General features: G+C 65.1%; 24 protein-coding genes and 2 tRNA genes. 19 read left to right on the forward strand and 7 right to left on the reverse strand.

Features of this window, described 5'->3' with window-relative positions; genetic code table 11:
- Nucleotides 1-30: 30 nt before the first annotated feature.
- A complete protein-coding gene (locus IG122_RS10630) occupies nt 31-258 on the forward strand; it encodes a hypothetical protein (RefSeq protein WP_193183296.1) in 228 nt (75 codons plus the stop codon).
- Between the two features lie 150 nt (nt 259-408).
- Here the strand turns inward: IG122_RS10630 and IG122_RS10635 are convergent, their stop codons facing one another.
- A complete protein-coding gene (locus IG122_RS10635) occupies nt 409-726 on the reverse strand; it encodes a hypothetical protein (protein WP_193183298.1) in 318 nt (105 codons plus the stop codon).
- 26 nt (nt 727-752) lie between these two features.
- Here IG122_RS10635 and IG122_RS10640 point away from each other — a divergent pair, with 26 nt between their 5' ends.
- Nucleotides 753-1496 (forward strand): hypothetical protein, encoded by a 744-nt coding sequence (locus IG122_RS10640; protein ID WP_193183300.1) that lies wholly within the window; start codon nt 753-755, stop codon nt 1494-1496.
- Here IG122_RS10640 and IG122_RS10645 read toward each other — a convergent pair.
- The 3 genes from IG122_RS10645 to IG122_RS10655 all read right to left on the reverse strand — a co-directional run bounded on the left by IG122_RS10645 (nt 1459) and on the right by IG122_RS10655 (nt 2719).
- Complete coding sequence (locus IG122_RS10645) at nt 1459-2091, reverse strand: hypothetical protein (RefSeq protein WP_193183302.1); 633 nt, start codon at nt 2089-2091, stop codon at nt 1459-1461. The genes IG122_RS10640 and IG122_RS10645 overlap by 38 nt on opposite strands.
- Nucleotides 2088-2339: a hypothetical protein gene (locus tag IG122_RS10650; RefSeq protein WP_193183304.1), complete on the reverse strand. Its 252-nt coding sequence runs from the start codon at nt 2337-2339 to the stop codon at nt 2088-2090. The genes IG122_RS10645 and IG122_RS10650 overlap by 4 nt, the downstream gene beginning before the upstream one ends.
- Before the next feature lie 305 nt (nt 2340-2644).
- Nucleotides 2645-2719 (reverse strand) — tRNA-Thr (locus tag IG122_RS10655).
- Between the two features lie 131 nt (nt 2720-2850).
- Between IG122_RS10655 and IG122_RS10660 the strand changes: the two genes are divergently transcribed.
- From IG122_RS10660 to IG122_RS10710, 11 genes are all read left to right on the forward strand, one after another.
- Complete coding sequence (locus IG122_RS10660; RefSeq protein WP_193183306.1) at nt 2851-3027, forward strand: hypothetical protein; 177 nt, start codon at nt 2851-2853, stop codon at nt 3025-3027.
- Nucleotides 3028-3187: 160 nt separating this feature from the next.
- Nucleotides 3188-4489: a UDP-N-acetylglucosamine 1-carboxyvinyltransferase gene (gene murA / locus IG122_RS10665; protein ID WP_193183315.1), complete on the forward strand. Its 1302-nt coding sequence runs from the start codon at nt 3188-3190 to the stop codon at nt 4487-4489.
- Nucleotides 4490-4501: 12 nt separating this feature from the next.
- Nucleotides 4502-5020, forward strand: a complete 519-nt coding sequence (locus IG122_RS10670; protein WP_193183317.1) for a DUF2948 family protein — start codon at nt 4502-4504, stop codon at nt 5018-5020.
- 55 nt (nt 5021-5075) lie between these two features.
- Complete coding sequence (gene hisG / locus IG122_RS10675; protein WP_319024860.1) at nt 5076-5738, forward strand: ATP phosphoribosyltransferase; 663 nt, start codon at nt 5076-5078, stop codon at nt 5736-5738.
- Nucleotides 5728-7029 carry a histidinol dehydrogenase gene (gene hisD, locus IG122_RS10680; protein ID WP_193183319.1) on the forward strand — a complete coding sequence of 434 codons (1302 nt, stop codon included), beginning with the start codon at nt 5728-5730 and terminating at the stop codon, nt 7027-7029. Before hisG ends, hisD begins: the two co-directional genes overlap by 11 nt.
- 13 nt (nt 7030-7042) lie before the next feature.
- Nucleotides 7043-7567 (forward strand): UPF0262 family protein, encoded by a 525-nt coding sequence (locus tag IG122_RS10685; protein ID WP_193183320.1) that lies wholly within the window; start codon nt 7043-7045, stop codon nt 7565-7567.
- Between the two features lie 7 nt (nt 7568-7574).
- Nucleotides 7575-8075, forward strand: coding sequence for an arsenate-mycothiol transferase ArsC (locus tag IG122_RS10690; RefSeq protein WP_193183321.1), 501 nt, complete (start codon nt 7575-7577; stop codon nt 8073-8075).
- 98 nt (nt 8076-8173) lie between these two features.
- Nucleotides 8174-8392: a translation initiation factor IF-1 gene (gene infA / locus IG122_RS10695; RefSeq protein ID WP_193183322.1), complete on the forward strand. Its 219-nt coding sequence runs from the start codon at nt 8174-8176 to the stop codon at nt 8390-8392.
- Nucleotides 8393-8411: 19 nt separating this feature from the next.
- Nucleotides 8412-9032, forward strand: coding sequence for a Maf family protein (locus tag IG122_RS10700; RefSeq protein ID WP_193183323.1), 621 nt, complete (start codon nt 8412-8414; stop codon nt 9030-9032).
- Complete coding sequence (locus IG122_RS10705; RefSeq protein WP_193183324.1) at nt 9025-10341, forward strand: ribonuclease E/G; 1317 nt, start codon at nt 9025-9027, stop codon at nt 10339-10341. The genes IG122_RS10700 and IG122_RS10705 overlap by 8 nt, the downstream gene beginning before the upstream one ends.
- 14 nt (nt 10342-10355) lie before the next feature.
- Complete coding sequence (locus IG122_RS10710) at nt 10356-10586, forward strand: DNA gyrase inhibitor YacG (protein WP_193183325.1); 231 nt, start codon at nt 10356-10358, stop codon at nt 10584-10586.
- Here the strand turns inward: IG122_RS10710 and IG122_RS10715 are convergent.
- Entirely contained in the window at nt 10583-12403 is a 1821-nt protein-coding gene (locus IG122_RS10715) for a class I SAM-dependent methyltransferase (protein ID WP_193183326.1), read from the reverse strand. The genes IG122_RS10710 and IG122_RS10715 overlap by 4 nt on opposite strands.
- A 9-nt stretch (nt 12404-12412) precedes the next feature.
- On the reverse strand, nt 12413-13618 hold the full coding sequence (locus IG122_RS10720; RefSeq protein ID WP_193183328.1) for a 2OG-Fe(II) oxygenase family protein: 1206 nt from the start codon (nt 13616-13618) through the stop codon (nt 12413-12415).
- A gap of 170 nt (nt 13619-13788) precedes the next feature.
- Between IG122_RS10720 and IG122_RS10725 the strand changes: the two genes are divergently transcribed.
- Nucleotides 13789-13864, forward strand: a tRNA-Phe gene (locus IG122_RS10725).
- A 91-nt stretch (nt 13865-13955) separates the two neighbouring features.
- Here IG122_RS10725 and IG122_RS10730 read toward each other — a convergent pair.
- Nucleotides 13956-14909 (reverse strand): LysR substrate-binding domain-containing protein, encoded by a 954-nt coding sequence (locus IG122_RS10730; RefSeq protein ID WP_193183331.1) that lies wholly within the window; start codon nt 14907-14909, stop codon nt 13956-13958.
- A gap of 131 nt (nt 14910-15040) precedes the next feature.
- On the opposite strand from IG122_RS10730, the gene IG122_RS10735 reads away from it, so the two are divergent.
- The 5 genes from IG122_RS10735 to panB all read left to right on the forward strand — a co-directional run bounded on the left by IG122_RS10735 (nt 15041) and on the right by panB (nt 20308).
- Nucleotides 15041-15493, forward strand: coding sequence for a tripartite tricarboxylate transporter TctB family protein (locus IG122_RS10735; RefSeq protein WP_193183333.1), 453 nt, complete (start codon nt 15041-15043; stop codon nt 15491-15493).
- On the forward strand, nt 15490-16995 hold the full coding sequence (locus IG122_RS10740) for a tripartite tricarboxylate transporter permease (RefSeq protein WP_193183335.1): 1506 nt from the start codon (nt 15490-15492) through the stop codon (nt 16993-16995). Before IG122_RS10735 ends, IG122_RS10740 begins: the two co-directional genes overlap by 4 nt.
- A 44-nt stretch (nt 16996-17039) precedes the next feature.
- A complete protein-coding gene (locus IG122_RS10745) occupies nt 17040-18008 on the forward strand; it encodes a Bug family tripartite tricarboxylate transporter substrate binding protein (protein ID WP_193183337.1) in 969 nt (322 codons plus the stop codon).
- Between the two features lie 71 nt (nt 18009-18079).
- Nucleotides 18080-19282: a CaiB/BaiF CoA transferase family protein gene (locus IG122_RS10750; protein WP_193183339.1), complete on the forward strand. Its 1203-nt coding sequence runs from the start codon at nt 18080-18082 to the stop codon at nt 19280-19282.
- A 183-nt stretch (nt 19283-19465) separates the two neighbouring features.
- On the forward strand, nt 19466-20308 hold the full coding sequence (panB, locus tag IG122_RS10755; protein WP_193183341.1) for a 3-methyl-2-oxobutanoate hydroxymethyltransferase: 843 nt from the start codon (nt 19466-19468) through the stop codon (nt 20306-20308).

The following is a 20308-nucleotide window of genomic DNA, read 5'->3' on the forward strand; positions in this document are numbered from 1 at the left end:
TTTCGGTCTTTTCCTGGCATGGTCTGGACCGTGACCGTCACCAAGATCCTCGCCGCTTTGTCCGCCATCGCTGAGGCGGTGGCGGGCTTGGCCCGGTTTCTCACCAATAGGCAGCTCATCAACGCCGGCCGTGCTGCAGAACGCGCGGACCAGGCGAGCAGAGACGGGAAAAAGAAGGATGCGCAAATCAGGGCTCTCCTGGACGCTCCTCGCAATCGCGACGATATCGTTAAGCGCCTGCGCGAGGGCGGGCTCTGACGCCGACCCGCTCCTGAAGGAATACAGCCGCGAGTTCAATAATCGCCTTGCCGACGAGGTGGGGGCGATGGCGGAAGACAGTGCAACTGTTGAGGCCATAGGCGACTATATGGCGCTCCGCGATGCAATTCGCGGCGGTCGAGCGGTCCGCTAGAAATACCGGCGCGCGGCCTCTCTCGCTGACGCCCTGATCATACGCAGGTCATCCAGCCCCTCGACCGCCCACTGCCTACCGCCGAATTTGATCCGGAAGGCGTGGGCGGTTTTCTCGTCTCTGAAATAGACCCTCACGAAACCGCGGTAGCCGTGCATCTCCCAATCCGCCGGCGCAACGCCTTGGCCTGCGGGCCATGCGCGCATCGCATCGTCGGCGCGACCCAATCCCATCCCCGGAATATCGACGTCAACGCCGTGGCGGAAGGTTTTCTCTGCGGCGTCTCGGTATGGGGTGCGCGATTTGGCCGCCATGCAACCTCTCATCATTGGTGAAACGAATGTCTCTCGCCAACACCCCTATCATATCTCCCGAGCGTGACACCCTCTCCGCCTTTTTCAGCGCCGTGGACGCCCGCCTGGCGGCCTTCGGGCTGGAAGGCCACGTCCGGGACACCTGGAGCGGCCTACGGGCGTTCTGGGAGGCCTGCGGCTATCATTTCTTCGAAGGTTATACCGAAGAGGCCAATCCTGACGGATTCTGGCTCGATATCCGGAAGGACGGCCGGACGATCGCTTCCGGCGGCGGTTTTCCTATCGTGCCCCTCGAAACGCTCCGCGAGCACCTCGAGGTGGCCGGGCTGACTGCGGATCCTGCGGACGTCTGGGTGACGGAAGGAGAAGCGCGCACCGCGTGCGAGGCCATCAGGGGGACAACGGTCTTCACCGGTGCGATCGCCGTTGACCCGGACCATTGCGGCACGGCCTTAAGCGACGCGCTCGTGCATAAACTCATTCCGCCGGCGATCCGCGCCATCGGCATGGCCCGGTGGTCCGCTCCGCATTACGTGTTTTTCGTTAAGGAAGGGCGCCGGGTGGCGGAGCGTTTCCGCGCCGAACACACTCCGGTGCCGAGGGTCAGCTGGTACAGAAAGCCGGAAGACGCGCCGGCGGAGGCCCGGGACAACCCCGCCAACTGGACCCTGCAGAATCACCACGTGCTCGGCTACAGCAGCCCCGCTTTTGTGCTGGAGCGTTGCCGGGAGGTCATACGGTCTCAATCTCAAGTGTCTTCGACACGCTGACGACGTCGCCGTTCGGCCAGGGCAGAAGTAGCGTCAGATACTTCGCCCGCACCAGCGACCCGTCGTTCTGACGGATAACCGCCTCACACACGGCCGCTTCCTCCTCCTGTTCGAGGCTGCAGCTGTTCAGCCGCCCGGCGCACCATCTCCCATATTCCTTGTCGGCGGCTTCGACCAAGGGCCGCCCCTCGATGTCCGGCCCCCACAATCTCAGGCCGCCGCCGATTGCCTTCACATATCGCAGGCCGTGCTGCCCCCGGTAGGTGAGCGTCGCCCGCGGCCTGCAGATATCCGGCAGGTCCGTCATCGGCTTGCCCTCGCGCCAACTATCGAACGCCGCGCGCTGATAATCGGCCGCGCCTGGTAGAACGTGCTCCACCTTGCGGCGCGTCATGGCGAAGGCTGCCCGGGGTGTCTCCGGCGCAACAACGACGCCGGAAATCCATTCCTTCCCCTTGTCCTCGAGTTCGCTTTTCGCCATGCCGCCGGCAAACCCGGCCGTGGCGGTGGCCGCAAGCGCGGCTGCCCTCCCGATGAAGTTCCGGCGCGAAACAGCGCCGGCGCGTTCCTTCATGCGCTCGATCTCCTGCATCATCCTGCTGCTCCTTCCATTTTTTTCAAACGTGCTCGCCCGGCGGCCGTGATCGTGTATCCCGACCCGGCCGGTTCCTCCCCGTCTTCCGTCCATAGGCCACGGGCGAATTTCGCCTGTCCCTTGGCCGCCAATCCACGGACAAGCGCCCGGGCAAGGTCCCGGTCAATGACGTCGTCAGTCAGCGCGCGCATGTTGAGGTAGCCTCCCCATTCGCTATAGGCCTCTTCCAGGCGTTCGAGGATCCTCATCTCAAGACAGGAGAGCGCCGCGGTAAGTGTGCCGCCGCGTTTCGCGCTTCTATCTACGCGTAGCAGCACGCCCTCACCAAGCCCCACATGACCTGTCGGGAGAGTTCCGCAATGAAGACCGCAAAGATCACAAGCGGCATCATTGTGATGACGAACAGTCGCGCGGCCATCACGCACCAACCCGACCGGCAACGGCGCGGGAAAGGTTCACGGATTTTCCACGGATTGACGCCGACGTTCGCCGCTTGTTCTCGCATTTTTTCGCCATGCGAGGCGGAATTTCTTCGGCTAAGTCATTGAAATGATGGTGCTGCCGGAGTGATTTGAACACTCGACCTCTCCCTTACCAAGGGAGTGCTCTACCCCTGAGCTACGGCAGCGTTTTTCGGCAATAAAGCCGGGCGGCGAGGGAGGCCCCTCGCGAAGCGCGCGGAACATGCCATAGGCTCCCCCCGGGTGCAAGCCCGTTTCTTGACTGGAAATGAACCCCGCTTCCGGGCACTCTCCGGCCATGGCGAAATCCCCGAAAGAAACGGATTCCCGCGGTGCCAAGAGCGACGCGGACCTGCGCGCGGAGCGCCGGGCGGCGGCCTTGCGCGCCAATCTTCACCGCCGCAAGGCGCAGTCGCGCCAGCGCACCGAGGCACCTGTCGAGAGCGGAAAGAAAAGCACACCCGGCGATTCGTGACCGCCCCGGCGGCGCACAACCGCCTCTCAGCGCCCAAAACCTGCCGCATTCTCGGGAAATTCTGACAGTTCGCGGGGTTGAGAGACCTTATCGCGATGCGGTAGAAATAAGCAGGGTCCGGCGCTTTCAGGCGCGGGCTCTTTCATGAATGGGGACCTTTATGGACAAGTTGGTGATTCGCGGCGGCACTCCGCTCAAGGGACAGATTCCGATCAGCGGGGCGAAGAACGCCGCCTTGCCGCTGATGGCGGCGACCTTGCTGACCGACCAGCCGGTCACCCTGACCAACATTCCGAAGCTGGCCGATATCCGTTCCATGGGTGCCCTGCTCGACCAGCATGGGGTCAAGCGCAGCGTCCAGAACGAGGCCGGCGGCGGTCAGACCGTCGATTTCCACGCCGCGACGATCGAAAGCACGACCGCGCCCTACGATCTGGTGCGCAAGATGCGCGCCTCCGTGCTGGTGCTCGGCCCGCTGCTCGCGCGCTGCGGCGAGGCGACGGTGTCGCTGCCCGGCGGCTGCGCGATCGGCAACCGGCCGGTCGATCTGCATCTGAAGGGCCTCGCCGAACTTGGCGCCGAGGTCGCGCTCGAAGGCGGCTACGTGAAGGCACAGGTGCCTTCAGGACGGCTGCACGGCGGGCGCGTGGTCTTTCCGCTGGTCTCCGTCGGCGCGACCGAGAACCTGATGATGGCAGCCAGCCTCGCAGACGGAGAGACCGTGCTGGTCAATGCCGCGCGCGAGCCGGAGATCACAGATCTCGCCGAATGCCTGATCGCCATGGGCGCGGAAATCGAGGGCCATGGCACCGATACCATCCATATCCAGGGCAAGGAAAAGCTGAACGGCACCACGCACAAGGTGGTCGCGGACCGCATCGAAGCCGGCACCTATGCCATGGCGGCGGCGATCACCGGCGGCGATGTCGAGCTGACCGGCACCCGCCCGGGCCTGCTGGAGAACGTCTTCGAGATCCTGCGCGAGGCTGGGGTAAAGATCGAGGAAGGCGACCGTTCGATCCGGGTTTCGGCGGATCGAAGCAAGCTGCGCGGCGTCGACGTGATGACCGAACCCTTCCCCGGTTTCCCGACGGACCTGCAGGCACAGTTCATGACCCTGATGTGCGTCGCCCGCGGCGCCTCCATGGTCACCGAGACGATTTTCGAAAACCGCTTCATGCATGTGCCGGAACTCAGCCGCATGGGTGCGAACATCAATGTCCATCACGCTTCTGCACTGATCCGTGGTACGGATCGGTTGATCGGCGCGCCGGTCATGGCGACCGACCTCAGGGCGTCGGTCAGTCTCGTACTCGCCGGTCTCGCAGCGGACGGCGTCACCGAAGTGAACCGGATCTATCATCTCGACCGCGGCTATGAGAATCTGGTCGAGAAGCTGCGCGCCTGCGGTGCCGACATCAAACGCGTCGCGGCCGAGGCCGATGAAGAAGTGACAGTCTAAGTGGCGGGGGCCATGGTTTCGCGAGACGTATCCCTACTGCAGGCGGGCGACCGCCCGTTCCGGGTCAGGGCCGAGGACGCCGAGGATCTCGCCATCGTGGCGGCTTTCCTGCAGGACGCCCTGCTGCCGGTCTCCGGCATGACCTACGAGGCGGACACGGGCCGTTTTGTCATGCTGGTGCAGCGCTTCCGCTGGGAGACCGCACCGGAAGCGGGCACCGTTCCCGCCGACGGCGACACGCTTTATGCGGAGCGGGTCCATTGCGGTATCCGCTTCGACGGCGTGACCAAGGTGCAGACCCACGGCTTCGACCGCGGCAAACGGGAGCGGATCCTCAACCTGCTGACCGTGCATCCTTCGGACGGGCAGATCGACATCGCCTTCGCCGACGGCGTGACCATTCGACTCGCAGTCGACCGCATCCTGTGCCATATCGAGGACCTCGGCGAGCCATGGCCGACCGTCTTCACGCCGTCCCATCCCGATGAGGATGCGGAAACGGCAACGGCGGACGAGGCCTCGGACGCCTGAACGGACTGCCGCCGGGCACGGTCGCGGCAGACGGATAAAGACAGGAGATAACGCGGTGAGCGCGAACCAGCCATTGATCCTCGCCCTGCCGAAGGGCCGGATCCTGAAGGCGATCACGCCCATACTGGAACGGGCCGGGATCGAGCCGGAAGACGACTTCTTCAACGAGTCCTCGCGGCGGCTGCAGTTCCATACCAACGATGCGGATCTCGAGATCATCCGCGTGCGCAGTTTCGACACGGCGACTTTCCTCGCCTTCGGCGCCGCCCATCTCGCGATCGCCGGCAGCGACGTGCTGATGGAGTTCGACCATCCGGAGATCTACGCCCCGGTTGACCTCAATGTCGGGCACTGCCGTCTCGCGGTTGCCGAACCGGCGGAACTCGCCGCCAAGGAAAACCCGCAGCACTGGAGCCATCTCCGGATCGCGACGAAATATCCGAACGTCACCCGGCGGCACTTCGCCGCGCGCGGGGTACAGGCGGAATGCATCAAGCTGAACGGCGCGCTGGAGCTCGCGCCCGGCCTCGGGCTCTGCCGCCGCATCGTCGATCTGGTCGAGACCGGCTCGACGCTGAAGGCGAACGGCCTCGTCGAGGTCGAACAGATCGCCGCCGTGAGCTCCCGCCTCGCCGTCAACCGCGCCGCCATGAAGACCCGTCCGGGCCCGGTGAAGGACCTTATCGACCGGATCGGGGAGGCCGCTCTTGCCGCGTAAGCTGACAGCCGGGGCGCCCGGGTTCGAGAAAGAGTTCGAAGCGCTGGTCAATTCGAAGCGCGAGACCGACAGCGATGTCAGCGACACCGTCGCCGCCATCATCGCCGACGTGATCGCCCGCGGCGACGCGGCGCTGATCGAGCTCAGCCGGAAGTTCGACAATATCGATCTGACCGAGACCGGGATCGCGATCTCGGCGGAAGAGATCGCCGCCGCCCGCTCCGCGTGTTCGGCGGAGACCCTCGCCGCGCTGGAAACGGCCGCCGAGCGGATCGAGGCTTTCCACCGCACACAGGTCCCCTCCTCCATCGACTTCACCGACGCGGACGGCGTCGGGCTCGGGCTTCGGCATTCGCCGGTCGACGCCGTCGGGCTCTATGTCCCCGGCGGCAAGGCCGCCTATCCGAGCTCGGTACTGATGAACGCCATTCCGGCACGGGTCGCCGGGGTGGAGCGCCGGGTGATGGTGGTGCCGACGCCGGGCAACGAGATCAACCCGCTGGTCCTCGCCGCCGCAGAGATCGCGGGGATCACCGAAATCTACCGGGTCGGCGGTGCGCAGGCCGTGGCCGCCCTCGCCTACGGTACCGAGACGATCCGTCCGGTCGACAAGATCATCGGCCCGGGCAATGCCTATGTCGCCGCCGCCAAGCGGCAGGTCTTCGGAAAGGTCGGCATCGACTCCATCGCCGGCCCGTCCGAAATCCTCGTGGTCGCCGACGGCAACAACGATCCCTCCTGGATCGCCATCGACCTGCTCTCGCAGGCCGAGCATGACGAGGTCGCTCAGGCGATCCTGATCACCGACGACGCGGACTTCGCGGGCAAGGTCGAGGCGGCGGTCGCCGATCATCTCGCCACCCTGCCGCGGGCGAACATCGCCGGCGCGAGCTGGAACAATCACGGCGCGGTCATCATCGTCGACGATCTCGCGGACGCCCCCGCCTTGGTCGACCGGCTGGCGCCCGAGCATCTGGAACTCGCCGTCGACGATCCGGACGCGCTGGCGGCCAAAATCCGCCATGCGGGCGCGATCTTCCTCGGGCGGCACACCCCGGAAGCGATCGGCGACTACGTTGCCGGCCCGAACCACGTGCTGCCGACTGCCCGTACGGCACGCTTCTCCTCCGGACTTGGCGTGCTGGATTTCCTGAAGCGCACCACCTGGGTGAAATGCGACGAGGCAAGCCTCGCCGCCATCGGCCCCGCCGCGGTCACGCTGGCGGAGGCGGAAGGGCTCGGCGCCCATGCCCGCTCGGTCGCGATCCGCCTCGGAGCGGCCGCCGAATAGGCGGGAGAGGAGCATGGTGCGCGATTTCGGCGACGGCCCGATCGAGGAAGACGACGAGGAGGGCCGCGCCAACGCGCGTATCTCCAAGATCGAGCTCGACGAGCGCACCGTCGTCCGCCGCAGCCCCGAGGTCGAACACGAACGGGCGGTCGCGATCTACGACCTGCTGGAAGAGAATTCCTTCGCTCCCGCGGGCGACGAGGAGGGCGGTCCCTACGAGCTGAAGCTCCGCATCGAGGAGAACCGCCTGCTCTTCGACATTTCCGATCCGGAGCGCGGCGGCAATTACCAGATCTGGCTCGCCATGACGCCGTTCCGCCGCGTCGTGCGGGACTATTTCAAGATCTGCGAGAGCTATTACGACGCCATCAAGCATCTGAACCCGTCGCAGATCGAAGCCATCGATATGGGCCGGCGCGGGCTGCACAATGAGGGTTCGACGCTTCTGAAGGAGCGCCTCGCCGGCAAGGTGGATATCGATTTCGACACCGCCCGCCGCCTCTTTACCCTCATCTGCGTCCTGCATATCCGGGGCTAGGCGGATCATGACGGATCGCGTCACGCCCCCAGACCTCCAGTCGCCGCTCGGCGAACCTATCCGGGAGCCGAGCGCCATCCTCTTCGCCTGTACCCAGAACGCGGTGCGCTCGCCGATGGCGGAGGCGATCATGAAGCATCTGATCGGCATGAAGGCCTATGTGGATTCCTGCGGTGTGCGCAACGGCGATCTCGACCCCTTCGCGGTCGAGGTGCTGAACGAGATCGGCATCGACATCTCACGCCACGCGCCGAAAAGCTTCGAGCAGATGGAGGACGATTTCTTCGACGTCATCATCTCGCTCTCGCCGGAGGCGCAGCACCGCGCCATCGAGATGACCCGCACCATGGCCTGTGATATCGAGTACTGGCCGATGCTGGATGCCACCATCATCGAAGGCTCGCGCGAGATCCGCCTGGACGCCTACAGGCAGGTACGGGACGAGCTGATGCGGCGGATAAAACAGAGATTTTCCGCCCTGATGAAGAAAAACGGGACGCCCGGCTGAACGCTTTGCAGTTCTGCCATGAGGAGAAAAGACCTTGACCCGGGAGACCTCCCGGAGCACTTATTTGCGCGATCTTCGCAGACCTGTAAGGAGTAGGAATGGCCAAAGAAGATGTTATCGAATTCTCCGGGACCGTGTCGGAACTGCTTCCGAACGCCATGTTCCGGGTGAAGCTGGACAATGACCACGAAGTGCTCGCCCATACCAGCGGCAAGATGCGCAAGAACCGGATTCGCGTCCTCGCGGGCGACCGGGTGAACGTGGAAATGACCCCCTACGATCTGACCAAGGGTCGTATCACCTTCCGCTTCAAGTAACTCTTCCGAGGTGACGGCCATGTCTGGCCCCCTACGATTGCGCGCCCCTTCCGGCGCGCATTTCGTTTTGGCCTCGGCCTCGCCGCGCAGGCTCGACCTGCTCGGCCGGATCGGGCTGAAACCCGACCATGTGAGACCAGCCGATATCGACGAGACGCCGAAGAAGGGCGAACTGCCGGACGCCTATGCCGAGCGCGTCGCCTGGGAAAAAGCGCATGCGGTCGCGCAGGAGTTTCCGGACGCCTGGGTTCTGGCCGCCGACACCGTCGTCGCGAGCGGACGCCGCATTCTGCCCAAGGCGGAGAGCGAAGATGTGGCTCGAACCTGCCTGAAACACCTTTCCGGACGCCGCCACCGGGTGATCGGCGCGATCCGCCTGATCGGTCCGGAAGGCTACACGCGCTCCCGGATTTCCGAGACCGTGGTCACCTTCAAGCGGCTGACCCGCGAGGAGATCGAGACCTACATCTCCTCCGGCGAGTGGGACGGCAAGGCCGGCGGTTACGCCATCCAGGACCTCGCGGCGATTTTCATCCGTTTCCTTTCCGGCTCCCACTCCAACGTCGTCGGCCTCGATCTCTATGAGACCCACGCCCTCCTCGCCGGATGCGGTTTCCGCTATGGTGAGGACGATGCGTGACCCGGACCGCCTGATCATCGACAAATCGCCGGGGGAGACCCGGATTGCCGGTCTCTCCGGCGGACAGCTGACCGATCTCTGGCTCGAGCGCGCCGGCACCCCGCCGCGCCGTGCCGGCGAGATCGTTCTGGCACGCGTGACCGCCGTCAGGCCGGAACTGAACGCCGCCTTTCTCGATATCGGACATGGCGAGGCTTTCCTCAATCTCGGCAAACGCAAGGCCCCTGCCGAAGGCGCACTGATCGCGGTGACGGTGACGGCCGACGCCGCCGGCCGCAAACAGGCGCAGGCGTCCCGGCAGGTCGTTCTCCGCGGCCGCTACGTGAGCCTCCGGCCGACGGAGACCGACCTCTCGATCGCCGGTGCGATCAAGGCCAAGGGCAAGCGGGACACTCTGAAGGACCTTCTGGAACCGGGACGGCCCGAAAACATCGGTTTGCTGGTGCATGAAACCGCGACGGATGCGGAAAAGATCCAGCTGCTCTCCGACCTGGCAGCTCTCCTGAAGGAGTGGAAGGCTGTCGAGGATGCGATCGCGGCCGGAGACGGACCGAAGACGGTCCGTCCTGCCCCGGATGCGGAAGCGGCGGCGCGTTCGCTCTTTCCGTATGCGGCAGTCGAGGAAAGCCGCAACGGGAGCGGTTTCGCCGACGACGACGTGGACGGGCAGATCGACCGGGCCCTCGCACGGCGCCTGCAGCTTCCGAACGGCACGGCGCTCACCTTCGACGAGACCGAGGCACTGGTCGCCATCGACGTGGATGTCGCGGCGGCGGCACGTGCACCGAACGGCTGGGCACAGCTTTTCGAGGAGATGGCACCCGCCATCGCGTCGGAAATCCGCCTCCGCCGGCTCTCAGGTCTTGTCCTGGTGGATTTCCCGCGCCTCTCCCAGAAGTCCGACAGGGAGCGCGTCGCGGACGCGATGCAGACCGCCCTCGCGGGCTGGCCGCTCGGCGGCGGCGACAACGAGCAGCCGCCCCAGGTACTCGGCTGGACGCGGAGCGGGGTGCTCGAGATCACCGTGCAGCGCGCGGGCCGCAGCCTCGCGGAAGACTATCTCCGTCCTGTCGAACAACATCCGCGCGCCGCGACAATCGCGCTCGCGGCGCTGCGCCGGCTGCTCACCGAGACCGGCGGGATCGCGCATCCGGAAATGATCTGCGCTCCCGATATCGCCGACTGGCTGGCGGGCCCCGGAGCGACGGCGCTGGAGGAGACGAAAGAACGCCTCGGCGGCGCCTTGCGGGTGACCCCGCAAACGGACTATGCGTTGGAGCGGATCGAGATCGGTCCGGCGCGACGTTAGGACCGGAGAGGGCGATGGGCGAAATCAGCGAATTCGACAAGAAAAAACGCAAGCGCAAGCCCGGCTGCGCGATCTGCGGCAAGCCGGTCGACACGGCCTTCCGGCCCTTTTGTTCCGAGCGCTGCAAGACCATCGATCTCGGCCGCTGGCTCGGCGGCGAATACCGGCTGCAGACCAACGAAGTGCCCGACGAGGCGGAACTGCTCGATCTGGCGAAGGCGCTGGAAGAACGCCAGGAGCGCTAGGCCGCCTGACACCAGAACTGGTACATGGCGAGGAAACTCTCCGGAAAGGCCCGCTCGAAAGCGTCCCAGTTGGCCGGGTCTGTCGCCGAGGGATCATTCGGGAATCGCTTGAGATAGGCTTCCCGCAGCGCCTGTGACGCCGTTTCCACCCCGACGAGTTTCAGATCCAGCTCCGCCACCGCCGCGCCGATCTCCGGCCAGGTGAAGCGCACCTCTCGTCGGTGGAACAGCAGGTCGCGGCAGCCGCTGAGGGAATAGAAATCGCCGGTCTGCCAGACGATCGCCGCCGGATCGTCCTCCGCCAGCAGCAGCGCGTCCCGCCGCCGGACGCGGATCTCGGAGGCTATCTCCCCCTCCCCGGTCGCCTTGATCTCCGCCCGGAGCTTCGCGAACCGCTCCCGCGCGATCTCGCTGTAGAGCGCTACTCGCATCAATCCGCCCGGCTTTAGCAGTCCCCTGAGCGCGCGCCAGCCCGCCATCGGATCCGCCATGTGATGCAGCACGCCAGAGCATTCGATCACGTCGAACCGCTCCTCCAGCGCCCCGAGCCCGAGAATGTCCGCCTGCGCGAAGGAGAGGTTCGTCCGTCCGAGCTCCCGCGCCATGCGGGCCGCGTAGCCGAGCGAGCGACGGCTGAGATCGACGGCGGTGACCTCGACGCCCTCGTAGCGTGCCGCGGTCTGGATCGCGTGCCGCCCGGTGCCGCAGCCCGCTACCAGAAGCTTCGGCGCCTTCAGGTCGATGCCCTCGAAGCGCATGGCCGGAAATCTCTCGCGCAGATGCGCGTCGAGCGGCTTGCGCCGGATCTGCCCGTCGACGCTGCGCCAGCGCGGATAAGGATGGATCTCGTACTGCTCCCGCACCTTCTCCGAGGTCGCGTCGGCGATCAGCGTCAGCGATGGAAGCGCGGCTCCGAGTGCCCGCTCCGCCTCCGGTTCGCATACCACGCGGTCGAGGATCAAAGGGACTTTGGTACCTTCGAGCGCGGCGCATGCGGCCGGAACGCCGGCAATGTCGCGGTAGAGAGCAACCTGCATCGCCTGCTCCGGCGTCAGGGCCGCCAGCGACAGAAGCCGCTCGACGGCTTCCGTTTCCTCGGCCGTCTCGATCCACGCATATTCCGAAGTCATCGCCTGCAGCACGAGCGGCAGGGCGGCGGAAGGTTTCAGCGCTCCTCCGAGCAGGAGCCGCCGGCGTTCCGCCACCATCCAGGCTTCCATGCGCGGATCGGGCAAGGTGGTCCATGAGAGCAGCGCCGAGAGCAACGCGTCCTCCGGCAGCGGCGGTGGCGCCTCCCCGCCCTCCCGGTACCAGCGCCACGCCTCGCCGGCGCCTTTCGCCAGAGCGCGATTGGCGAACACGAGCGACATCGCCGCCGGGGCGAGACGCTGGAGATCGATATCGCGCCGTTCGAAAAGGGCGAGCATAAGTGCCCGAAGCGCCGGGTCGGGTTTCTCGAACCTGAGCCCCGCGAGCGCATCGAGCATCTCGCCGAGGTAGCCCGCTTCCGGCGCCTTGCGGTGCGCGCTCTCGAGATGAAGAACCGCCGCCGCGCCCTCCCCGAGCTGAAGCAGGGCGCGCGCGAGATTGGCCTCGGCGACGGCGTAGCCCGGCGCGAGCTTCAGCGCCCGACGATAGGCCTGCACCGCCTCCTTCGGCTTTCCCGCCGCCTTCAGAGCGACACCGAGATTGTTCTGCAGTTCCGGCTGGCGCGGATTGGTTTTCACGGCCTCGGCGAAGATCGTCGCCGCCTCTCCCGCCCGGCCCTGACGCATCAGCTGCGCGGCCTCGCGGAGCCGCGCCATGGGATCGGGCATCGTCACCGGTCAGCCGTCGATATGCAGGTCGAAGGCGATGCTGATCCGCTCGCCGCCGCCGCGGAACGGGATCGTGCTGTGCCAGACATAGGAGGGGAAGACCACCGCCATGCCGAGCTCGGGACAGATCGCCTCCAGCTTGCGGGTGCCGCGATAGGGAATGCCGTAGCCCGGCCGGTTGAATTCGAGCCAGCCCGCACGTTCCGGATCGTCCGGCCGGACCGTCTCCGGCACGGCGGCATAGTAGGTGCCGCTCAGCCAGCCGGCATTGTGGATATGCGCGCTCTGATGCCCTTCGTCGCCGAGGATGTTGGCCCAGATATTCACCGCATAGCCTTTCGGGATACGGGCGAAGAAGGGATGCGACGGGTCCTTCGCGAGGCCGGCGATGTATTTGTCCAGCCCGGCACTCAGCATGCGTTCGAACGCGGCTGTCGCGGGTCCCTTGTGGTCGAACAGTTGCGGCACGAAAGCGCCACCCCGAATCGCCCGGCGCAAGGGGTCGAGGTCGCCCGAGATGTTCGGGTGATTGCGGATCTCGTCCGAGAGCGCGGCGTTGAACTCCGCATGGTCCCGGTACCCGTCCGGCACCTCGAAGCGGATCGGACGGGTCGCGGTGCCGTGTGCGATCAGCCGGTCGACCTCTTCATAGCGGCCGAGTTCCTCCAGCGCGACCGAGCGGTAGGCCGTCGCACGGACATGGTTGGGATGGCGGGCGAGCACGCGGTCCGTCGCGGCGAGCGCGCCCTCGACATCGCCCTCGATCAGCAGCGCCTGCGCCAGGTTGTTGGCAGCCGGGATGTTTCCCGGCTGCCCGGCAAGCGCCCGACGGTAGGCGGTCCCGGCGGCACCGTAATCCTTGTCGAGCTGGAACCGGTTCCCCAGTCCGACGAACGGCCCGGTATTCTCCGGTCCCGCGAGGAGCGACCTGCGCCAGGCCGTGCTCGCCGCCTCCGGCTCGTTCCGCGCATCCAGCACGTCGCCCCGCGCGTTCCAGGCCTGCATGAAATCCGGCGCTGCCCGGGTGGCGGCCGCGGTCAGGCGGTCTGCTTCGTCAAGTCGGCCTTCCTTCAGATATATCCGGGCCCGCAGCGTCGCTGCCGGCGGGTTTCCCGGCACCACTTCGAGAATCCGGTCGTAGATCTCCGCCGCCGCCGCGGTGCGGCCGGCATTCTGGTGTTGGATCGCGAGCGACAAGGCCTCGGACAATTGCATCTTTCGGGTCCCTCTCCGGCAAGCCCGCTCTTGGATAGCGCCGATGCCCGAGGTCATCAAGCGGCCCGCAAAAAAAGCTCGGATTGGGCGCTGGACAGCCCCGGTGATATCTTCTATACAGCTGCCTCTCATCGATATGGCAGCGCCTGTCGCGGTCATACCGAAAGTGTGCCCAGGTAGCTCAGTTGGTAGAGCAGCGGATTGAAAATCCGCGTGTCGGTGGTTCGAATCCGCCCCTGGGCACCACTTTCCCCATAAACGTTTCTCCCCCATATCGAAGAAACAATTAAGCGCATCCGGCGCGCTGCGTTCGTGCGCAGACCGGAAAGTCGCCGAGCTAACGATCAACCTCGTCAAGCTCTGCCGCGGCCTGTCGCAAGGCATCCCGCAGTGACTGCAGTGCGGCCATTTCCTCATGCTCGGACAATGTGACAAAGCCGATCTGGATCGGCGGCAACTGCAACGACGGCACGTTCGGCACACACAGCTCGCCGGCGGCGATATGGGTATCGAGCATAAACCGGGGCACGCAGGTCAGGACATCCATCTCCCGGGCGAGGATCATCAATGCGGCCAGATCGGCGGATATATCCATCATCGGCTCGGGACCGGCGAGGCCGTGATTTCTGAACTCCCTCTCAAGGGCGATGCGATTGTTCGAATGCACCGGCGGCAGGACCCACGGCCAGTCCGCCAGTTCGGAAATGCCGATGTTCTCCCGGCCCGCGAGCGGATGCCTGATCGAACAGGCGATGACGAGGTCGGTCCGGAATAGAGGTTCGTGTCTCAGCACGGGGATCATCCTCTGGGGGATCTGATCCCAGTCGATCCGTCCTGCATAGCAATCGAGATCACCGTCCCAGAGCGATTGCAGCATGTCGCCGACGATGCCGGTTCGCAGCCTGAACCGCATGTCGGCACTTTCCTTTCCGAGCACGCGCATCGTCGCCGGCAGCATGCGGAACAGGAGCGCCGGGTTTGTGCCGACCCGCAGAACCGGCGATTGACTGGCATGGAGTTCGGCAGCGAGATGATCGAAGGATGCCAGCCCGGAACGCGCGCGCTGGAGTGCCAGTTGACCCGCCGCATTGAGCCATACTCCGCGCGCCGAGCGCTCGACCAGGGTCGCCCCGAGGGCGTATTCCAGATCCTTGACCATCTGCGAGACTGCCGGCTGCGTCCGGCTCAGGACCATTCCGATGGCTCTGAGAGACTGAAGCTCGTCAATGAGTTTAAGCAGCCGGATATGACGCAAGCGCAGGCCGTCCAGCCGTTGAGGGGAGTAGGTCATAAAGAAAACTTATCATATGGAAGAAAATTCCGATTATTTCTTTTGACCCATTCAAAGCTAAGAATCGATCGAAGAAGAGACGTGGCCGCCCGCCCTGCAAGGATGGGAAATGTGCCGCGCAGGGAGGAATCTTGAGACGCGCTAACGTCCTGTCTGGCGTCGTACTGGCCGTGTTCGGCCTCGTGATGCTTGTCGTCGTCATTCCCGCTCAGATCGGCCCCGGACCGGAAGGCATGATGGCGCCGAGTCTCGTGCCGAGCATGATGATGATCCTCGTCATCGTCCTGTCCCTGCTCCTGACCTTCAACAACATGAAGGCGAAGCCGGAGAACGCGGACGATGAACTTCCGGTCCCGATTTCCCGTGGCGAGTTCGCTGCCCTGCTGAAACTCGGTGCCGTCTTTGCCGCCGCCATCGCCCTTTATCTCTGGGTATCGCCGCTGGTGGCCGGCGCGGCCCTGATCGTCGGCGCATTGCTGGCACTCGGCGAACGCCGTCCCCTGGTCATTGTCGCCATGCCGACCGCACTTCTGCTGGCGATCTGGTTCCTCTTCTACAAGGTGCTGGGCACCGGCATCGTATGAGCGCGCTTCTCGTCGGCTTTCAGGATGTGCTCAACCCGGGGACCTTGTTCTGGATCGCCCTCGGCGTGACGCTTGGCTACGTTCTGGGCGCGTTACCCGGCCTCGGGAAAGCGACCGGTGTCGCCGTCTCGATCCCGCTCACGTTTTACCTCAGTCCGGCAGCGGCGCTCGGCATGCTCATCGGCATCGCCAAAGGCAGCGCCGCCGGAAGCGCCGTCTCGGCGATCCTGCTGAATACCCCGGGCGAGCCGTCATCCGCGCCGACCGCGCTGGACGGCTACCCCCTTGCACGGCAGGGCAAAGCTCAGAAAGCGCTCAAGATGGGGCTGTTCGCCTCGGTGATCGGAGACTTCGTATCCACGCTCCTCCTCATCGTGCTGGCGGCGCCGTTGGCCCGCTACGCGCTGCTCATCGGCCCGGTCGAACTCTGCACGATCCTCTTGTTCTCGCTCACCTTCATCGGCGGCCTGTCGGGGCAATCCTTGACCAAGGGATTGATCGCGGGTGCGCTCGGCGTCTTCTTTGCCACCATCGGGCTCGAGACGGAGACCTTCGTTCCCCGTCTGACATTCGGCCTGCTCGAACTCGATGACGGGATCGCGCTGGTCCCGATGGCAATCGGCATGCTCGCGGTCGCGGAGATGATCGTCCAGGCCGGGAACCTAAAGGCGCTCGATAGCGAAACGGCCAAGATCGCCGACAGCACCTCGCGCAACGACCGCGTCGTTCTCGCCTCGGAATGGCGGCGCTGCGCGCCGGTCATCGCGAGAGGCACCCTGATCGGCTCCATCGTCGGCATCCTTCCGGGGCTGGGCGCGAGCGTCGGGTCGTTCCTCTCCTACGGCGCGACACAGAAGGCTTCGAAGACGCCGGAAAAATACGGCACCGGCATGATCGAGGGCGTGGCCGCCGCGGAAAGCGCGGACAATGCCGTCGTTCCGTCAAGCCTGATCCCGCTCTTCGCCCTTGGCATTCCGGGAAGCGTCATCGCAGCGATCCTGATCGCGGCCTTCATACTCCACGGACTGACGCCGGGCCCGCTGATGTTCCAGCAGCAGCCGCGGCTCGTCGCGGATGTCTATGCCGCCATGCTCTGCGCCAGCGTCATCCTGCTGATCGTCGGCTACACCGGCCAGCGCCTCTTCGCGCAGGTGATCAAGGTGCCGCTCCGGCTGATCATTCCTGGCGTCCTGCTGCTCTGCAGCGTCGGCGCCTATATGGAAACCAGCAGCGTATTCTCGATCTACGCCATGCTGTTCTTCACATTGGTCGGCTTCTTCGCCCGAAAGCTGGATTTCTCCTTCGTCACTTTTCTGATCGGCTTCGTCATCGGCCCGAAACTCGAACTGAGCTTCCGCCAGTCGCTCCAGCTTCTCGACCACAACGCGGCGAACCTCGCCAAGCACCCCATTGCGATCGCGTTTATCGCCCTGACGGTCATCGTTCTCTGGTGGACCGGACGGTCAAGCAGAACCAGCGGCAGCAACAGCCGCATCAAATGAGCGGTTCGGGCATCCGACGTTCATAACAAGAGGGAGGACGAACAATGAAACCGATCACCAAACGAGACCTGCTGGGCCTGATGGCCGGTGCCATGATCGGCGCGGCAGGATTGACCAACACCGCACTCGCGGCCGACGGATACCCGACCGGCCCGATCACCATGCTGGTGGGCTACGGCGCGGGCGGCCAGACCGACTTGGTCGCGCGCGCGGCGGCCAAGACCATGTCCGAGCGGCTCGGCGTTCCCGTCAACGTCGTCAACAAGCCCGGCGCCGGCGGCGCGGTCGCGGCCCGAGACCTGAAGAAGGCAAAGCCTGACGGCTACACTGTCCTGTTCCACTCCAACTCGGTGGTGAATTCCGCGCCCTTCATCATGAAGCAGGTCGACTTCAAACCGGCGGACTTTGAGTACGCAGGCATGATCACCGCTTATCAGGTGGGCATGGCGACCCAGAAGGATCAGCCGTTCAACACGATCGCGGAATACGTCGCCTGGGCGAAGAAAAACCCCGGCTCGAGCTACGGCGCCCTCAGCCCCGAAGCGCGGCTCTACATCACCGAGATCGCGAAGAAGAACGACCTCGACATCAATATCGTTCCGGTACGGAGCGGCAGCGAGATGATCAACGTGCTACTCGGCAAGCAGGTCGCGATGGCCTTCTCCGGGGGCATTCACTATCGCTATCCCGACGAGCTGAAGACAATTTCGGCGCTGACGACATTCCGCCATCCTTCGGCGCCCGACGTCCCGACCATCGAGGAGGAAGGCTATCCGCTCGGAATGGACTCCCGCACGACGATCTTCCTGCCCAAGGGGACGCCTCGGCCCATTCTCGAACGGTTGAGCGGGGCGCTGCAGGCGGCCGCGACAGACGACGCTTTCAAGAAGCTTACCGACACCGCGAACATCCCCATCAAGTATCTGAGCGTGGACGAGGCGTACGCGGAGATGGAACGGACCTACGCCAAGCACAAGGGCATCATGGAGAGCGCCGGAATCGTTCCTCAATAACCTCTTGAGCCGCCGCCGCGGGCGCCCTCCGGCGCCCGCGGTCATCCCCACGGAAGATACCGGAAGAGCGAATGTTCCAGCCCCTGAATGGCATACGTGTCGTCGATCTGAGCCAGGTCCTGGCCGGCCCCTACGCCACCTACCAGATGGCCCTAATGGGGGCGGAGGTCATCAAGATCGAGAAACCCGGCGAGGGTGACTGGACGCGGCTCGGCGGTCTCCTGCCGGAACTCGCGGAACGGCAGATGGGGCTGGGATTCCTGCCCCAGAACGCGGCGAAGAAATCGGTCACGCTCAATCTGAAATCACCGGAAGGTCTGGACCTCGCGAGAAAGCTCGTGGCGACGGCCGATGTCTTCGTCGAAAACTTCAAACCCGGTGTCGCCGAGCGCCTCGGCCTCGGTTTCGACGCCGTGCGGTCGATCAGGCACGACATCGTCTATTGCTCGATTTCCGCCTACGGGCAGAACGGACCACTCAGCCGCCGTCCGGCGTACGATCACGTCATTCAGGGCATGTGCGGCATCATGATGACGACGGGGAAACCCGGCGACGGCCCGACGAAAGTCGGCGCACCCTATGTCGACTTCGCCACAGGCATGAATGCCGCCATGGCGGTCATGGCAGGTCTTCTGGAGATAAAGCGCACCGGGACGGCCGTGCAGATAGACGTCGCCATGCTCGATACGGCGCTGATGCTGATGGCGTCACTAATGACCCAGCACAAGTCCGCAGGCTGGAAGCCGGCTCAGAACGGCAACGAAGCCTGGAGTGCGAGCCCCTCATCGGGTGCCTTCGAGACCGCGGCCGGCCTCCTGATGCTGGCTGCCAACAACGAACCGCAGTTCCGCAGGCTTTGCCGGGCGATCGGCCGTGCAGACATCCTGGCCGACGCGCGCTGGCACACGCCGGAGGCGCGCAAGCGGAATGGCGAAAGCCTGCGCGAGGCACTCAACGGCACATTTCGTACGCGCACGGCCGATGACTGGGAAAGCATCCTGGAGAATGCGGACGTTCCGGCGGCCAGGGTCCGCTCACTGGACGAAACTCTGACAGAGCCGCAGATCGCGGCCCGCGGCTTGCTTTGCCAGATGGATCTGGAAGGCCATGACAGCGCGATCCATGTGCCGTCGCTGAGCTTCAGGGCCAATGGAGAAAGCGTGTCGCCGCAAATGCCGCCTCCGGTCCTGGGCGCGGATACCGAATACGTCCTGAGAGATCTTGGAATCGAAGGAACCGAACTGCAGAGGTTGCGGGACAACGGAGCAATCTGAACCACGCCGGGAGCTCTCGGCGGTTTGTCACTGCTTCCAACGCAGGAACAGTCTTTCCGCGATGCAGCATCGTTTTCCGCAATGCAGCATAACAGTTGGCTTCCGGCACCGGCTGCGTTAAGCCACCGCTCCAACCGAATCCTCCGCCGAATTGCGCGGACCGTATCGGGATGGAGAAGACAGATGAACCATCACTCACGCACGGCGGAATCGCTATCGTGCCATATCGGCCCGGCGGATATCCGTGCCGCCACACCCGACCGCCCGCTGGTTTGCCTCACCGCCTACACAGCACCCGTCGCGGCCTATCTCGATCCGCTCTGCGACTTACTGCTGGTCGGCGACTCGCTCGGCATGGTGATCTATGGCATGGACGGCACCGTCGGGGTCACGCTCGACATGATGATCGCCCATGGCCGCGCCGTGACAAGGCGGGCGCGTCATGCCTGTGTCGTCGTCGACTTGCCGGCAGGCAGCTACGAGAACGGACCGGAGCAGGCGCTCGAAAGCGCGCGCCGCGTTATGACGGAGACCGGGGCCGACGCGGTGAAGCTCGAGGGCGGCATCGCCGTCGAGGCCTCGATCGCCGCCCTGGTCGGGGACGGCATCCCGGTGCTCGGCCAAATCGGCCTGCTGCCGCAGCATGCCGAAGACGGTTTCAGGATCCAGGGACGCGGTGAGGACGGCGCCCGGCAGGTGCTGGAGGACGGCCGCGCCGTCGAACGCGCCGGCGCCTTCGCCGTCGTCATCGAGGGCACGGTGGAGCCCGTTGCCCGCCGAATAACCGAAGCGCTCTCCATCCCGACCATCGGGATCGGCGCATCCGCTGCCTGCAGCGGCCAGATCCTAGTCACCGACGATCTGCTCGGACTTTATGACGGGCATCTTCCGAAATTCGCCGAACGGTACGCCGATCTCGCGGGCACGATCCGCGAAGCGGCGCAGCGTTGGGCGGATGACGTACGCAGCCGGGCCTTTCCGGCCGAACGCAACACCTACGCCGAAAAGCCGGCGCGAGAGGGCTGA

Origin of the sequence: Nisaea sediminum, from assembly GCF_014904705.1 — a bacterium.
Classification (GTDB): domain Bacteria; phylum Pseudomonadota; class Alphaproteobacteria; order Thalassobaculales; family Thalassobaculaceae; genus Nisaea; species Nisaea sediminum.

Bases quoted from the DNA above. Each gene is read 5' to 3' on its own strand.
- IG122_RS10700 (WP_193183323.1), top strand. From the start codon at position 8,412: ATGTCTGGCCCCCTACGATTGCGCGCCCCTTCCGGCGCGCATTTCGTT.
- IG122_RS10705 (WP_193183324.1), top strand. From the start codon at position 9,025: ATGCGTGACCCGGACCGCCTGATCATCGACAAATCGCCGGGGGAGACC.
- panB (WP_193183341.1), top strand. From the start codon at position 19,466: ATGAACCATCACTCACGCACGGCGGAATCGCTATCGTGCCATATCGGC.
- IG122_RS10645 (WP_193183302.1), bottom strand. From the start codon at position 2,091: ATGATGCAGGAGATCGAGCGCATGAAGGAACGCGCCGGCGCTGTTTCG.
- IG122_RS10650 (WP_193183304.1), bottom strand. From the start codon at position 2,339: ATGAGGATCCTCGAACGCCTGGAAGAGGCCTATAGCGAATGGGGAGGC.
- murA (WP_193183315.1), top strand. From the start codon at position 3,188: ATGGACAAGTTGGTGATTCGCGGCGGCACTCCGCTCAAGGGACAGATT.
- IG122_RS10750 (WP_193183339.1), top strand. From the start codon at position 18,080: ATGTTCCAGCCCCTGAATGGCATACGTGTCGTCGATCTGAGCCAGGTC.
- IG122_RS10635 (WP_193183298.1), bottom strand. From the start codon at position 726: ATGGCGGCCAAATCGCGCACCCCATACCGAGACGCCGCAGAGAAAACC.
- IG122_RS10710 (WP_193183325.1), top strand. From the start codon at position 10,356: ATGGGCGAAATCAGCGAATTCGACAAGAAAAAACGCAAGCGCAAGCCC.
- IG122_RS10640 (WP_193183300.1), top strand. From the start codon at position 753: ATGTCTCTCGCCAACACCCCTATCATATCTCCCGAGCGTGACACCCTC.
- IG122_RS10720 (WP_193183328.1), bottom strand. From the start codon at position 13,618: ATGCAATTGTCCGAGGCCTTGTCGCTCGCGATCCAACACCAGAATGCC.
- IG122_RS10690 (WP_193183321.1), top strand. From the start codon at position 7,575: ATGACGGATCGCGTCACGCCCCCAGACCTCCAGTCGCCGCTCGGCGAA.
- IG122_RS10740 (WP_193183335.1), top strand. From the start codon at position 15,490: ATGAGCGCGCTTCTCGTCGGCTTTCAGGATGTGCTCAACCCGGGGACC.
- IG122_RS10715 (WP_193183326.1), bottom strand. From the start codon at position 12,403: ATGCCCGATCCCATGGCGCGGCTCCGCGAGGCCGCGCAGCTGATGCGT.
- IG122_RS10745 (WP_193183337.1), top strand. From the start codon at position 17,040: ATGAAACCGATCACCAAACGAGACCTGCTGGGCCTGATGGCCGGTGCC.
- infA (WP_193183322.1), top strand. From the start codon at position 8,174: ATGGCCAAAGAAGATGTTATCGAATTCTCCGGGACCGTGTCGGAACTG.
- IG122_RS10670 (WP_193183317.1), top strand. From the start codon at position 4,502: ATGGTTTCGCGAGACGTATCCCTACTGCAGGCGGGCGACCGCCCGTTC.
- IG122_RS10660 (WP_193183306.1), top strand. From the start codon at position 2,851: ATGGCGAAATCCCCGAAAGAAACGGATTCCCGCGGTGCCAAGAGCGAC.
- IG122_RS10730 (WP_193183331.1), bottom strand. From the start codon at position 14,909: ATGACCTACTCCCCTCAACGGCTGGACGGCCTGCGCTTGCGTCATATC.
- IG122_RS10685 (WP_193183320.1), top strand. From the start codon at position 7,043: ATGGTGCGCGATTTCGGCGACGGCCCGATCGAGGAAGACGACGAGGAG.